At 40.9% G+C, this 13,918-nt stretch carries 21 protein-coding genes, 1 tRNA gene and 1 other RNA gene; 11 read left to right on the forward strand and 12 right to left on the reverse strand.

The features are described from left to right. The first annotated feature begins 3 nt into the window (after positions 1 to 3). On the forward strand, positions 4 to 360 hold the full coding sequence (locus tag IPH70_05155) for a hypothetical protein (protein ID QQR63857.1): 357 nt from the start codon (positions 4 to 6) through the stop codon (positions 358 to 360). Here IPH70_05155 and IPH70_05160 read toward each other — a convergent pair whose 3' ends face one another. Both IPH70_05160 and IPH70_05165 read right to left on the reverse strand, forming a co-directional pair. Continuing rightward, complete coding sequence (locus IPH70_05160; protein QQR63858.1) at positions 361 to 936, reverse strand: hypothetical protein; 576 nt, start codon at positions 934 to 936, stop codon at positions 361 to 363. Between the two features lie 15 nt (positions 937 to 951). Next, positions 952 to 1,368: a hypothetical protein gene (locus IPH70_05165; GenBank protein ID QQR63859.1), complete on the reverse strand. Its 417-nt coding sequence runs from the start codon at positions 1,366 to 1,368 to the stop codon at positions 952 to 954. 17 nt (positions 1,369 to 1,385) lie between these two features. Here IPH70_05165 and IPH70_05170 point away from each other — a divergent pair, with 17 nt between their 5' ends. After that, on the forward strand, positions 1,386 to 1,826 hold the full coding sequence (locus tag IPH70_05170; protein ID QQR63860.1) for a GatB/YqeY domain-containing protein: 441 nt from the start codon (positions 1,386 to 1,388) through the stop codon (positions 1,824 to 1,826). 29 nt (positions 1,827 to 1,855) lie between these two features. Continuing rightward, a complete protein-coding gene (locus tag IPH70_05175; GenBank protein QQR63861.1) occupies positions 1,856 to 2,194 on the forward strand; it encodes a septum formation initiator family protein in 339 nt (112 codons plus the stop codon). A 4-nt stretch (positions 2,195 to 2,198) separates the two neighbouring features. Here the strand turns inward: IPH70_05175 and IPH70_05180 are convergent. Then, positions 2,199 to 2,269, reverse strand: a tRNA-Met gene (locus tag IPH70_05180). A gap of 80 nt (positions 2,270 to 2,349) precedes the next feature. Here IPH70_05180 and IPH70_05185 point away from each other — a divergent pair. Next, entirely contained in the window at positions 2,350 to 3,291 is a 942-nt protein-coding gene (locus IPH70_05185) for a glycosyltransferase (protein ID QQR63862.1), read from the forward strand. Continuing rightward, positions 3,288 to 3,437, forward strand: a complete 150-nt coding sequence (locus IPH70_05190) for a hypothetical protein (protein ID QQR63863.1) — start codon at positions 3,288 to 3,290, stop codon at positions 3,435 to 3,437. Before IPH70_05185 ends, IPH70_05190 begins: the two co-directional genes overlap by 4 nt. 71 nt (positions 3,438 to 3,508) lie before the next feature. On the opposite strand, the gene IPH70_05195 is transcribed toward IPH70_05190, so the two are convergent. The 7 genes from IPH70_05195 to IPH70_05225 form a co-directional block, all read right to left on the reverse strand. Beyond that, positions 3,509 to 3,856: a hypothetical protein gene (locus IPH70_05195; protein QQR63864.1), complete on the reverse strand. Its 348-nt coding sequence runs from the start codon at positions 3,854 to 3,856 to the stop codon at positions 3,509 to 3,511. A 3-nt stretch (positions 3,857 to 3,859) separates the two neighbouring features. Continuing rightward, entirely contained in the window at positions 3,860 to 4,264 is a 405-nt protein-coding gene (locus tag IPH70_05200) for a hypothetical protein (protein QQR63865.1), read from the reverse strand. Between the two features lie 42 nt (positions 4,265 to 4,306). Continuing rightward, positions 4,307 to 5,821 (reverse strand): YifB family Mg chelatase-like AAA ATPase, encoded by a 1,515-nt coding sequence (locus IPH70_05205; protein QQR63866.1) that lies wholly within the window; start codon positions 5,819 to 5,821, stop codon positions 4,307 to 4,309. A 193-nt stretch (positions 5,822 to 6,014) separates the two neighbouring features. Beyond that, positions 6,015 to 7,712 carry a cytochrome c biogenesis protein DipZ gene (locus IPH70_05210; protein ID QQR63867.1) on the reverse strand — a complete coding sequence of 566 codons (1,698 nt, stop codon included), beginning with the start codon at positions 7,710 to 7,712 and terminating at the stop codon, positions 6,015 to 6,017. A gap of 1 nt (position 7,713) precedes the next feature. Then, positions 7,714 to 8,295 (reverse strand): redoxin domain-containing protein, encoded by a 582-nt coding sequence (locus IPH70_05215; GenBank protein QQR63868.1) that lies wholly within the window; start codon positions 8,293 to 8,295, stop codon positions 7,714 to 7,716. A gap of 8 nt (positions 8,296 to 8,303) precedes the next feature. Then, positions 8,304 to 8,669 (reverse strand): hypothetical protein, encoded by a 366-nt coding sequence (locus tag IPH70_05220; protein QQR63869.1) that lies wholly within the window; start codon positions 8,667 to 8,669, stop codon positions 8,304 to 8,306. Further along, on the reverse strand, positions 8,662 to 8,871 hold the full coding sequence (locus IPH70_05225; protein ID QQR63870.1) for a helix-turn-helix transcriptional regulator: 210 nt from the start codon (positions 8,869 to 8,871) through the stop codon (positions 8,662 to 8,664). The genes IPH70_05220 and IPH70_05225 overlap by 8 nt, the downstream gene beginning before the upstream one ends. A gap of 105 nt (positions 8,872 to 8,976) precedes the next feature. On the opposite strand from IPH70_05225, the gene IPH70_05230 reads away from it, so the two are divergent. Continuing rightward, positions 8,977 to 9,561, forward strand: a complete 585-nt coding sequence (locus IPH70_05230; protein QQR63871.1) for a hypothetical protein — start codon at positions 8,977 to 8,979, stop codon at positions 9,559 to 9,561. A gap of 1 nt (position 9,562) precedes the next feature. On the opposite strand, the gene IPH70_05235 is transcribed toward IPH70_05230, so the two are convergent. Then, the gene (locus IPH70_05235) at positions 9,563 to 9,802 is read right to left on the reverse strand and encodes a hypothetical protein (protein ID QQR63872.1); all 240 of its coding nucleotides are present in this window, start codon (positions 9,800 to 9,802) and stop codon (positions 9,563 to 9,565) included. 74 nt (positions 9,803 to 9,876) lie between these two features. Between IPH70_05235 and smpB the strand changes: the two genes are divergently transcribed. The 5 genes from smpB (at position 9,877) to IPH70_05260 (ending at position 13,306) form a co-directional block, all read left to right on the forward strand. Continuing rightward, entirely contained in the window at positions 9,877 to 10,326 is a 450-nt protein-coding gene (smpB, locus tag IPH70_05240; protein ID QQR63873.1) for an SsrA-binding protein SmpB, read from the forward strand. A gap of 24 nt (positions 10,327 to 10,350) precedes the next feature. Then, positions 10,351 to 10,753, forward strand: a transfer-messenger RNA (tmRNA) gene (gene ssrA / locus IPH70_05245). Between the two features lie 121 nt (positions 10,754 to 10,874). Next, entirely contained in the window at positions 10,875 to 11,567 is a 693-nt protein-coding gene (locus IPH70_05250; protein QQR63874.1) for a hypothetical protein, read from the forward strand. Between the two features lie 64 nt (positions 11,568 to 11,631). Next, positions 11,632 to 12,093 (forward strand): hypothetical protein, encoded by a 462-nt coding sequence (locus IPH70_05255; GenBank protein ID QQR63875.1) that lies wholly within the window; start codon positions 11,632 to 11,634, stop codon positions 12,091 to 12,093. A gap of 31 nt (positions 12,094 to 12,124) precedes the next feature. Continuing rightward, complete coding sequence (locus tag IPH70_05260) at positions 12,125 to 13,306, forward strand: O-antigen ligase family protein (GenBank protein QQR63876.1); 1,182 nt, start codon at positions 12,125 to 12,127, stop codon at positions 13,304 to 13,306. Here IPH70_05260 and IPH70_05265 read toward each other — a convergent pair. Next, the gene (locus IPH70_05265; protein ID QQR63877.1) at positions 13,298 to 13,846 is read right to left on the reverse strand and encodes a hypothetical protein; all 549 of its coding nucleotides are present in this window, start codon (positions 13,844 to 13,846) and stop codon (positions 13,298 to 13,300) included. The genes IPH70_05260 and IPH70_05265 overlap by 9 nt on opposite strands. Positions 13,847 to 13,918 lie beyond the last annotated feature (72 nt).

Genomic DNA, 13,918 nt, shown 5'->3' on the forward strand with positions numbered 1-13,918 from the left:
CATATGTTAAAACTAAACTCAATCATGCTCGGTTCTGAAAATGCGAAGGCTCTGGCTGAATTTTATGAAAAGGTTCTGGAGAAAAAACCAGATATGGAGGAAGAAGGTTGGTATGGATGGAACACGGGAAGTTGTTTCTTTGCGATCGGTGATCACTCAGAGGTAAAGGGATCCTCAAAGAATCCTGAGCGTATTTTGTACACCTTCGAGACCGCAGAAGTTCAAAAAGAATTTGACCGCTTGGTTAAAGAAGGCGCCAAGGCAGTAAAGGAACCCTATGAAATGGGTGAAGGCTTCATCGCGACACTCGCTGATCCTGAAGGGAACTTCTTTCAGCTCATGACTCCCTGGAAAGAGTAACTAAAACGGGAGCGTTAGATAGGAATGATCGTCCTTATCGGGCGTGAGGTAGTGCTTCCAGTTTGTGGGAATACTCACCTTCCCTCTTTCATTGAGGTAAATAATTTCGTTGTGCTCTGCGCCGTAGTCAAATAATTCCTTAGTTAACATAACGTCGTCCATACAGTAACTTCTCAATTGCTCGATTTTACCCTCGCGGAAGTACTCGATCGCAAGGAGTCCATGTCCAGACTTTCGTTTATTTAAGGTCCCATGGACCATATCATTTAGCGATAACCTTCTACCTATCGTGTCCTTTATGTAGTCGAGAATATCGAAGGTTTTGAAGTTTGTAACCTTTCCTGGATAGTATGGTTGCAATACTGGTAGATCGAAACTATTTATATTGAATCCGACAACCAAACTTGCGTTCTCAAGAAGAGGAAAAGCTTTGCCCAACTCATGCTCCTCGAATGAATACTGTTTTTGATCAGCATAGTTATAAAGACCAAGCATCGAAACACCAAGGTCTTTATTATCCTTTACCTCTCTGAATGTTTTTTTTGTTTCCAAATCAATAACGACGGGCGCGCTCATATAAATTCGTGTAGATTAATTAACTTTTCGCTTGCGAGGAGTCTCTCTGAATACCTCCATCTCAAGGACGTTTGTCGAGTCTAACTGTTCGTTGTTCACTAGTTTTAAAAGTCCCAAATCTTTTTGAAACTTATCGTGAACCGACTCAAAGAACTTCAAAAATAATTTTCTGTCTTTAGACTTCAGGAGATTTTCTTTTTCTCTATATAATTGATCTAGCTTTCCTAGATTCCAAATCATCTCAATGAGCTTACTATCCATTCCATTTATTACCGAAAAGTCGCCGGAAAGAGGTCGTATCTTGAAGTTCATCATCTTGATCTCATCCATCATGATGTCGAGTGATGGCTTATTTGCCATGACAGTTTTCTGGTAGTAACTAAGGAGGCTGATGACATCTTCTCTCTTATCGTTTTTGCCGATTGCCTTCATAGTGGTATAATTATGGTATGCTACGACAGAAATTGCAAGACGATCAGCTAAACGCACTTAAGACGGGAAACAAAGAAGTTCTAGAGATTCTCCGCTTCGTAATCGCAAAAATAAAGAATCAGGAGATTGAAAAGAAGACCGAGCTTACTGATGAGGAAACCGTTGCAGTACTCAAGAAAGTAGTTCGAGAGCTAAATGAGTCAAAAGATGCTGCGGTCAAGGCAGTCCGACAAGATTTAATTGAACAAAACGAGAAACAAATCTCAATAATTTCACCTTATTTACCTCAGGAGCTTTCCGATGAAGCGCTTGAAAAAGAAATTCAAACCGTGCTAGACAACAACAAAGAGTTATTCGATACGAATAAAAAAGCAATTATAGGAATCTGCATGAAGGAACTTCGATCTAAGGCTGACGGAACAAGAATTATGAAGCTTCTTCAACCTCACCTCGCCTAAGTCTTGACGAAGGCGGTTATAATTAGGTCATGCAATTAGCTAGGCGGATCCTGTACATAATTATCGTTTTGTTTCTTTTCTTCTCGCTTACAAAAAATCTCTTCGATTATGGAAACTCCGTTCAATTCTATGAGAGCTATAAGAAAGACTTTGAGGAGCAAAAAAAGAAAAATCTGACCATAAAAACAAATATTTTAAAATCAAAAGACCCTAATGAACTCGAAAGAACTATTAGGAATAAATTAAATCTAACTAAAGAGGGAGAGGTCGCGATTATCGTACCGGAGCCGACTGTGGTACCAACTACCCCAACTCCGCCTCCTCTACCAAACTACCGAAGATGGTGGAATGTTTTTTTTGGAGGTTGAAGTGTTACGGGGCCGGGAGTTGAACCACGGCCTAGGAGATTATGAGCCTCCTGTGCAACCGTACACTACCCCGTATATCACGACAAGTAGAAACCAGAGAAGAACGTACCTCTATTATATCCTACTATCCAGCTCTTATCAATTATAATGAACCTATGAAGCAAGATTTTCTCCTATCCCTTATCATTCCGGTCTACAACGAAGAAAGTAATATAACGCCTCTTCTCAACAAACTGCTTCCACTTCTCAAACCATATCGATATGAAATTCTATTTGTGAACGATGGTTCAATTGATGAAACCTCAAAAGAAATTCAAAAACACACAAAAGATAAGTCTATAAAATATATAGAGTTTAACCGAAACTTCGGACACCAAATGGCTCTTTCGTGCGGCTACGCTATGGCAAATGGCGATGCCGTTATTTCGATGGATGCAGATCTTCAGGATCCGCCTGAAGTAATAGGAGAAATGGTGGAGGCGTGGCAGAAAGGATCTCTGATCGTATATGCGCAACGAGCAGAACGTGACGTAGACTCCGCCTTCAAACGCTGGTCTGCGCGACAGTTCTATAATTTCATTAATTCCCTTTCAGACACACCCATTCCTCGGGACGTTGGGGACTTTCGATTACTAGACCGACAGGTTGTTGAGTATTTAAATGAACTTCCTGAGCAATCCCGATTTTACCGAGGACTCGTTGCATGGGGTGGATTTCCCTCATCATGTATACAGTTCCGACGAGAGGCGCGATTCAGTGGTAAGACCCACTACACGTTCTCAAAGATGGCCAACTTTGCCCTCGATGGCATCACGTCCTTTTCAACCAAACCACTTCGAATGGCGACGCTTGTAGGATTCTGGACTGCTGTAATTGGTTTTCTCGGAATTATTTATGCCTTAGTTGGTAGATTTTTGCATCCCGCTTTCTTCCCTCAGGAATGGGTAACTGGTTGGACCGGACTATTTGTTGCAATTATGTTTCTTGGTGGAATTCAGTTAGTGACCATAGGGATAATCGGTGAGTATATAGGCAAGATTTATACTCAGGTCCAGCAACGTCCCAGATATATCATCAAAGAAAAAATAAATGTATGAAGATTGTGGGGACCTTCTTAATAGTTGTGGGTTTAGGACTTTTGCTTTTTATCGTGTATAGCTACTTTAAAGATACAAGTCGTACGCTTTCTCCAGTGCCAGACGACCAAGGCGTGAAGGTCATATTCGTAACTCCCACTCCATAAGTCGTGTATCGCAATTCGTAGATCGCAAGGAACTTGGGTTACGCTCTCTACGATTCTCGCGTTTCGCGACTTTACTGCTCAAGATTAAGCTGAAAGAGAGTTCCTGCTCCGCCAAGGAACAAGATATCAATGACCTTAATGATCAGGAATGAGGCAAGAAAAAGAACGAATCCAACTATGGCATAACGAAGTGTGGCCTGTGCCTTCTTCAACTTTCCCGGATCTCCAAATGAGGTGAGATACTGAAATGCTCCTACCACAATCATAATAAAAAGAAGAAAAACTATAAGGGTTGAGGCCATAAAAATTATGTTTCCGAAAACTACCTCAAAACATTTTAATGTAGGGACACCATCGACCACACAATTACCCCATTCTTGAATTCCCTGCGCATACACTGGCGAAGCTAGTCCAAACATAGATTACAAAAGAGAAGGTAAGGTAAGGGGGCATGATATTCCGAAACAGATCTTCTGTTGAAACACCACATTTTCAAGTGTCCAGACTACAGCAAGCACAATAACGATCATCAAAACTCCCACAATCGCTGCCTGTATTTTATCTCGTGCTTTTTCAACACCACCCTTGTCTCCGCCTGAAGTGATCCATGCAAGTGCTCCAAGTAAAAGATAGAGAAGAGCCATGATACCGGCCACAACGAAAAATGCTCGAATGACGAAGGTTAGCAAATCTCCAATTGTTGGTATTGAGAAACCTAACGCTACGGGATCAACCATTACATCACTGTCTGCTGGAGCTGCAAAAACCGAAACATATGAAGTGACATACGTGGCTGCAGTAAGAACGAGGGCATTAATCTTTTTCATTGCTAACCTGATAGTAACTAATAATAAAAGTCGTGTCAAGCCCTATTCATCTCGTGGTCTGTATTGAAGCGCCTCTGATATGTGCGTAGTCGAAATTGTTGGACTTCCTTCAAGGTCTGCGATGGTCTGACTGAGTTTAATCACCTTGAAATACGTTCTTGCGGATAATGAGAGTTTCATGATGGCTTGCTTGAGCAGCGCGGTTCCCTCCTCAGAGATAGTGCATAGTTTTTTGATATCTGATGGTCTCATCTCTGAATTTGAGTAAATTTTTGTACCAGCAAAACGTCTTCTTTGTAATATGCGAGCTCTATCAATCCTCCTCCGAATTGTCTCACTTCTCTCAGCATTCGCTTCTTCGAGAAGTTGGTCCTCAGTTACTGGAGGTACATCTATATGTAGATCGATCCTGTCAATAATTGGACCGGATAATCTTTTTCTATACTTCATGACCGCGCCAGGCATGCACTTACAGACTCTTTTCGGGTGGCCTAAGTATCCACAAGGACAGGGGTTAGAGGTCGCTATCAGAATAAATCTTGATGGATATTCCACACTGCCTGATGCTCGAGATATGATTACGCTGCCGTCCTCCAGCGGTTGACGAAGAGCCTCTATTACATGTCGGGGGAACTCGGAAAACTCATCAAGAAATAAAACGCCACGATGAGCCAAAGATATCTCCCCTGGTTTCGGATTAGCTCCACCTCCGATGAGTCCTATTCTTGATGTTGTATGGTGGGGTGAACGAAATGGTCTTGTCTGCGCGAGTGTGTGTTTATGAAGTAGACCGGCAACCGAGTGAATAGCCGTAATTTCCAAGACCTCCTCCTTTGTAAGCTCTGGAAGAATTGAGACGAACGCTCTAGACAGCAGGGTCTTACCAGCGCCTGGCGGCCCTTTTAGGTGAATGTTATGAAAACCACATGACGCAATCTCAAGAGCTCTTTTTGCAACGTGCTGTCCTTTAATTTCACTGAAGTCATTCTCATACTCGGTGATGGGAGTTGAATTTTTACTTCTTACAGACTCCTGTAAATGTACATTTCCATTCAGATGTAAGATAAGAGAAGAAAGAGTTGGAACTCCATACACTATAATGTCATCGATTAATAAGGCTTCATCAACGCTTTCTGACGAGGCGTAAATAACCTTTTTCCTTAACCGCTTTGCCAACTGCGTAATTGATATTACTCCTGGGACAGGTCGGATCATTCCCTCAAGAGAGAGTTCCCCGATGAATAGAGCATTTTCACATTCATTCTTATCAACGTACCCACATGCCGCTAGTATGCCAACTGCAATTGGTAAATCCAGTCCCGACGTATCCTTTGGAATGTCTGCTGGAGCAAGATTTACGGTAAGTCGTGAGTCCGGCATATCAAATGAAGCGTTGTGAATCGCGGTTCTCACTCGTTCCTTAGATTCATCTACTGACTTTGCAGGTAGCCCAACTATAGTAAAGTGTGGAAAGCCACGACTAGCTACATCAACCTCAACTATAATAGCGACACCCTCCAACCCCACCGTCACCCCGGATAATATTTTAGCTAACATATTTTGTTATCTTGCGACCTGCCTGCAGGCAGGTAAGGCCTCCATTACAAGCTACACATTACACGCTACACGATTAGTTGTCAGTCGCATATATGCTACAAAAAATACTATTTAGCGCTTCCTGACGGTCTCAAAATGAGGATGTATGTATTCAGTATGTCCATACTTTAATTATTTAAATAATTAAAGTGAATTAACCAAAGGTGAAGGCGAAGGCGCGAATGCCAGGGGATTTAAACCTTAATCTGAGTTGATGCTGAGCAGAATCACCTTTTAGATCTATTAGTTCATATAGTCGGGCAGTGTCCAACTCCACGACGCCGTTTTTTACATCTTTACCGCTTAGCGTTACTGGCACAACCTTACCATCGAGATTAACCTCAAACGATCCATAACTCTCTGAAGTTATGACAAGAAAAACTTTATTGGCATGGAACTGAAGATCTATCGTTGATCCAGCTTTTGACTCTGCGTACTCTGGCATTGTCTTCCAGTCATCACTCAGCTGAAGATATGAGTTAGGCTCTGCTCGAAGAGAGCCCAAATATGTCTCACGAGTTTTCACATCTTTTGGAGTGGTTTCTTCAAGCTGTGACTTTTCTTCGGTTACTTTTTTTCCCGCCTCCGCTAATAACTTTCTGATATTTTCCTCGGTTATATCGTAGTCACCCTCACCAAAATGGGTGTAACGAACATTACCATCAACATCGATAAGATATTTTGCCGGCCAGTAATGGTTGCTGTAAGCATTCCATGTACTAAAATCGTTATCCTGCGCAACTGGATATTTTATTCCAAACTGTTTAATTGCATTTTGAACATTCTCTGTCTTTTTCTCAAACTCAAACTCTGGTGTATGAACCCCAATGACAACAAATCCTTGGTCTTTGTACTTTTCATGCCAACTCGTTACAAACGGTAAAGTTCGAATGCAGTTGATACATGTATAGGTCCAGAAATCGATCAAAACGACCTTGCCTTTAAGTTGAGCTATTGAAACCGAAGCATTGCCGTCAGCAGGAAGATTTAACCATTTCTCTATGCCGACAAACTCAGGGGCTTTTCCTAATTTAGGTAAAATATCGTTGACTGAGTTCATTGGCTTGCCCTCAATAATCGTGCTTTGACCTCCTTTTTTTCCTTTCAATTTGTTAAGTTGCGCCTTGACCACATCGTTACTTTCTAAATTGACTAGGAATTTAGAGTATTGTGGAAATGTATCAAGTAGTCTTGCCTGAATTACCTTATCCTGATTTGTTAAAATCAAAGCCGCGGTCAAAATCATTACCACCCCAAAAACCTGTTGAATTCGACCTGTGTATTTTGAGAGTGCTTTGCTTTTTGCAAAAACACGATTCCCCAATAAAGCAAAAAGGAATAGAGGTATCCCCACACCAATTACATAAACTGTAGTAACGAGCACTATCTGAAAGTTAACTGCTTGAGTAGCTGCGAGTGTTGCGATCGTCGCAAGAATGGGCCCTGCGCATGGAGTCCACACTAACCCAAGAGCTAGTCCAGTTATAAAGCCGCTTGTAAATCCTGTCCCCTCCCTGTGCGTAAGCCCTCCCAGCCTTCCACTTAGACGACTTACTACGCCCTCCACTATTTGATTAAGTTGAGGTATGAGTAAGGTGAAACCAAAAAATGCAATTATTCCTACCGCAAACATCCGCAGTAAGTCTAGGTCTAAAGGAATAATTGATACTATGTAGGAAATAGTAAGCGTGAAAATCGCAAAACTAGACATTATTCCAACGGTAATACCAAGAGGTTTGCGGTGACCACTTTGTGCGCTGGATGAAAGAATAATAGGGAGTAAGGGCCATATACAAGGCGCCGCTATCGTTACAAGCCCAGATAAAAATGCGAATATTAAAAGAACTACCATTTTATAAATTCGAGAGTTCCGACACTAGAGTCTGCACGTCCCAAGTATCGGCTGAGTTAATTACTACCTGCCCACCCTTCAGAACAATCTTATGATGTTGGTAAGGAATCTTAAATTTTTCTGCGAGAGATTTTTCATCTTCATCGGTCTGATCATCCTTAAAGTTCACTCTAAACCCAGCGACATCGTCTCTCTTTAGCTTGTTGAAGCCTTCGATAAGTTCCGTTTCCTGAGCTCTACAGATTGGACACCAGTTCGCATAAAATTCTAGGTAAACAATCTTGCCTTCACTCAATGCTTTTTCATAATCCTTCAGGTTAAATTCAGAGAAGGTACTATTTTTTTTAGCAAGTATCTTTGCCATCATTACCCCATCTTTTTGTACCGTTTCATTATCGCTAACTGCCATTACTTCTTTTTTCTCCATCGCCTCGGTTTCAGCAGATTCTATATTCTCTCTCTTGGTCATTGCTTCCTTACCGGCGCTCTGCAATTGCCAAAAAAAGAATCCTCCAACTACTAAAAATAGTATTATCATCGCCACCACAACAATCTGCACATTACCCTTTTTGAATTTATTCATACATGTATTTAATTTGTAATACGAGTAAAAATCTGACTTAAAACCTTAGATAGAATCATCACTAATAGGGCGACCGTCAGCCAAGGATCGCTCTGATGATAAAAGCTTTGAATAACGAATCCAACCATTAATATACTGAGACCTCCTATGTAACCTGCTCTTCCAGCCTTATCTCGTAATACCATCTCGCGCTCATCTTCGGCTTTCTCATACCATACGAGTCCAGCAAAAAACATGAAAAATATTGTCACCCCAGCAAGTAGCAGCATATGCGCAGGTTGAGGCATCCATAGATTAGTCGGATTAACTAACCCAACTACGAGTAAAATTAGAGTGATTGATACGACTATCTCTTTCTTTATTTTTTTATACATTTTTGAATGTGAATGCTTTTTCAACATTTGTTTTAAAGTATCTGGCTATCTTAAATCCCAAAAGCAAAGAGGGACTATAGTTGCCTTTTTCAATTGCAATTACTGTCTGCCTCGTTACTCCCACTGCCTCAGCTAGATGTTCTTGAGTTACTCCGTTGTCCTTGCGTAGTTTATGGACATTGCTGGTTATAATTCCGTTCATTTCCTAACATTGTAAAGTTACAATTTTACAATGTCAAGTTAACTTAACATTACGATTTTCGGTAATCATATTGAATTATATCTTCGATTAGCCTATCATCTGATAATGGACCTAGATGACTCTCTTCGACGAAGGCTTTACGTATCATTCATCACTATTGGAATTTTCTTTCCTCTTGTAACATTTTTTTTCCTACAATTTTTCATTCTAAAATCTTTTGCGAAAGCAGATATACTAGCGGATGCCTCACATGTTACCGTAAACATCAATCACAACTGGAGGATGCTTGCGAAAGGTTCTCAGATAAACTCTTTCCGAGTTGTTGCTCTGACGGTAAGCAAAATTACCGATAAAAAACTCCGTGGTGAAGCTGAACAGATGGTTGATTCTTTCGAGGGGTCTCGCATGAGACTTGAGGGAGAAGGAGACTTTGTGAGAGCTGTGGGAGCTCGTAGTCAAGGTAAATACTCGCTTATTTTAGTGAACTACGATCCAAAAAATCGTAATAAGGAACTCGCACCGATTACTCTCACTCATCTTGAGAATGGCACCTATTCAACATCCATCACTACGGTAGGTGGAGTGACGGTCAAAAACGAAGGTTCAATCGTAGTAGATGGAATTATGAAGAGAACGATATTCATGGCACCGAATCAAATCACTTTGATTACGCTCGAGAGAGAAAAATAGATTATTTCTTAGAAGAACCTGAATTAAGCTGCTCGGTTATAGTTTTCATTGTATCTGCTCCATTCCTATCATATCGAACTCCTTTTCCTTCCTTTAACTCCATTGTGGTTACGCTTATCATGGTCTTAACGCTTTGAATATTTCGGTAGAGAATAACCTGTCCAACGGCAAGTAAAATAACCGCTAAGATAATTACTCGGATCAAGGTGTCGTAGTTTTGCTCTTGCGTATTTTTTACCATGAATATATCTTAGACAAGATTATATCTAAGAACGACCGCAATAATCAAGCTCAATGCTTTGTTACAATACTTGTATGAAAATTGTGAATCGAAAACTCCAACGCGACTATGAAATTTTAGAGACACTTGAGGTTGGCGTTATGCTTACAGGACCTGAGGTTAAGTCCATTCGTGAGGAAAAAATAAATCTTGACAACTCCCACGTCAAAATTCTTGGCAATGAGCTCTTTCTTGTGAACGCAGATATTTATCCTTACCTTCTGGCTCCAAAGACCGTGCAAGAAACAAAAAGGAGTCGTAAATTACTCATCCATAAAAAGGAATTATTACGCCTACAGACAAAGATGCATGGAGTGTCAGGGCTTACTATAGCGCCTGTTTCATGCTATAATAAGGGTGCGCTAATAAAGGTCGCAATAGCCCTCGTCCGAGGTCGAAAAGACATTGAAAAACGCAAATTAGAAAAGCAAAGAGACATGGCACGAAACGAAAAAAGAGAAGTAAAAGAGTACCTTAAGAACTAAGAAATTAGAACTTAAAAATAACATGGGGATGTACAGAATCGATGAGGAATTTGCACGTTTACAAATGGTTAGGGCGTACTAGAACGTCACTCAGGAAAAATCTAACTGCAGATGAACAATCACATGCAGCCGAAGCTTTTGCCTACAGCAATGCTTATAGCAATAACATGCAATTTGCGTTTGCCTAAGTAAAACTTTAGCCTCGATATTAGTTTCCCTTGATTCTACTAATATTTGAGGTAAACCAATCAAGGTGAGGCAACATTACATTTTCAGTTGGTAATGAAGTCGAAAAACCCATAACTGACTGTCAGACAGTAGTTTGTTTGTTTACTTTGTCCGACATGCGTGAAAACAATCTATCCCTAACTAAACCTTTGTATTTGTGTTTCTTCAGACGGGGGCTCAACACCCCCCATCTCCACACTCCGCTCTCGACATTAAGCCGGAGCTTCGTGTGTCAGTCCACCATTAGGATCTTTATCTGTGCTTCCGTAATAGACGTCTTCGCAACATTCCTAAATCGTGTAATATAGTCTTACAAATCTATGTCAGACCTTGAAGCCACTGTCCCATCTGAAATTCCTCGACTACCCTCTCCCGATCGGTTTGGAAATTTTAGGTCCGGTAAATTTCTGATCTCTCAACATGGGAAAGACGCTCTCACACAACATAAAATCGATCCACAGTTGCTGTTTGGGAAAATCGATCATCTCAGAGAAATGCTTGATCAAGATGGAGCATTAAAGACAGCGCACGAAAGTGGTATGGAGTTACAAAGATATGAGGCTGGAGAGTACTCTCGTCTTTATCGTCTTGATTTTGATGGTCATCAATATATTGTAAAGATACCATCTCAGAAACACCATACTCCGCATACTCCTTATTCTCAGCACATGTTGCAGAAGCAGGCAATCGCAAAAGATCTTGAGACTCAGCTATCTGAGCTTCAGATTACGGTACCAAAGCCACTTATAGCGTCTGACGATTTTTACCTCGAGGAATACACTGAAGGCCGATTGCCCTACCTAACCGGCGAAGATCATATCTACGACGCCTTAAACAAAGCTCGAGGCATACTGAGTACATATTTACAAACAGCAAAACAAAAAGAACCTGAAATCTGGGCGAACACCGGCATCGAAATCGTGCCTCCATATGAGCGAATTCACACAATGAGAGTGCGACCCGATGGAATGCTTTCATGGGTAGCCCCTGTTTTTAATACATCGCTTAAATAATTGAGCCCTCCTTCATATCGCTTTGCTAAAAGCTTGAAAAATATTTCTTTGCTATAATGCGTGCATGCTGGAAGCTCGTACGCACGTTGAAGACCAAGGTGTCGCGAATTACAATCGTGCAGCCGGTCTAATAACGCGAATCAATCCCCATCTACTTTCCTTGCCTCAATACACCGAAGCTTTGCAAAAAAATTTCGGACTAGATCAGCGCGAAGTGCCATTCAACCTCGAGTTCCCAGACGGTACTACTGTCGGATACGAGATCACGGTCGAATTTGGAAATACTCAAAAACAAAATCCTTCAAGACTGTTCGTTGCAAAGTACTCATTAATACCAAGAGGTCCTGCTTTTCGAAAAATTCCAATAGCCAAACTTCAATTAATAGCGGAAGATAGAGCGCAAAGAGCCAACGAGACTCATTATGGGTATGTCGCAATTATTGTTGGACGAAATGACACCACACAGATTGAAAGAGATGATCAATTACCTCTCGTGGTTACTCACTTTTCCGAATTCCTTCCTTGATTTTAAATCGCTAAGCCGCTACAATCCGTTCGTGAAGAATCGCAAAAGCTATCTTATTTTACTTCTTGGATTTTTACTTCCCACGCAATTTGGCAAACATTTTTTTCTCTCATTCTCATATTTGTCTGGTGTGCGAATTGATTACCTTGCACCTACGATCTATGTACTTGATCTTGTTGTGGTAGGTCTTTACCTAGCATATTTAAATGACTATAAAAGACTTCTAAAAAATGTGTGGATACAAGCATTTTTACTGGCTACGGCAGTTGGTCTTTTCTTTGCTTTCTCAAAAGAGGTTGCATTGTACAGATATATTAAGACAATTGAGCTCCTTGTGGTTTTTGCTTCACTGCAGCAGTATAAGAAAAATCCTCTTATATTTCTCTACGGGCTTCTCGCCTCAACGGTTCTCCAATTCTTTATAGCAATGTCGCAGTTTGTGCAAAAGGCCTCGCTTGACGGAATCTTTTATTTTCTCGGGGAACGCCATCTTTCGCTCTCAACACCTGGAATCGCAAAGACCGCACTTGACGGTATTGAGTTCTTACGGGCGTACGGAACATTTTCTCACCCCAATTCTATGGCCGGATTTTATTTATTACTTACCGCGTTTCTATTATTTCAGAGCAAAAAAATTCTTCCTTCCGCAGTGCATGCTACATTCCTACTTCTAAATTCATTACTCATAATTCTTTCGTTCTCAAAAGTAGCGATATTTGGTCTTTTACTACTCACTATAAAGTACTTTGTGATTCACTGGAAAGATTACAAAAACTGTATCCCCTGCGTAATATCTCGGCTATTGGCGATACTGATTCCTTTAGGAATTATCGCTAGTTCGGTTGGAGATCCATTATCTGGACAGAAAAGAGTAGAGCTCATGCAGAATGCCCTAAACATAATCTCACTGCATCCCTTCACCGGAGTTGGTCTTGGAAACTACGTGATCGCGCAGGAATCACTATATCCTTCTTTTTCTGGTCTGATTGGCCAACCCGTACATAATATCTTTCTCTTACTTACGAGTGAATTTGGAGTATTAATTACGAGCGCACTGATAGTTGCAACACTCAGCTACCTTAAAAAAAATAAGCGCAATTATCAGGTTACCGCTGTATTTTTTGTGTTATTTCTGACAGGAATGTTCGACCACTATTGGATAACTCTTGAGCAGAACTGGCTTCTTGTGGCATCGCTCGTTGCATTACTTTAGGGACTGAAGCTTGTTTCTATTCTTCTTATTCAGAGTCAGAACGAGGTCGAACTCTGACCTCAATGAAGAATCAAACTTCTTTGAGCTCCTCATTAGAATTTCACCGTGCTTAAGATTACTCCTTTTCATCTGTTCAACCATGCCTGCAGTAGGCGCCTGTCCCTGAGTTTGCGCAGCCTCAGATGTTTCTATGGCTTGCTCGAAATATCTTTCGCCCTTAGAGAATACAGTTAACGCGAGCTCATATTTTTCTTCGCCCATTAAAAGCTCGCCGGCTCGAATTCTTTTGTCAGAAAGCTCCAACTGAATCTTGGCTCTTTTTTCGTAATCTTGCGTTACAAAAACGAGAGTTCGATCTCTAAAGGTCTTCAGAAGATATAAAGGATGATCTGGCAATAATCCTGGATATGGTAGTTCATACGCAGTTTTGTTATCCATGTTTGGAGACGTTGGTGGAATATAGTTAAAAAAATAAAAAAAAGGGGGAATGGCAAGAAGGAAGAGAGATAAAAGAACGGGCCTTTGGAAGCGCTTAAACATACGTAATTATACTGGAAGTTTCTCAAATAAAACAACCCCGTTACACGAAACACGGGGTTGTTTATCAATTCA

This window comes from Candidatus Roizmanbacteria bacterium (assembly GCA_016699265.1).
Taxonomy (GTDB): Bacteria; Patescibacteriota; Microgenomatia; order UBA1406; family GWC2-37-13; genus CAZLQR01.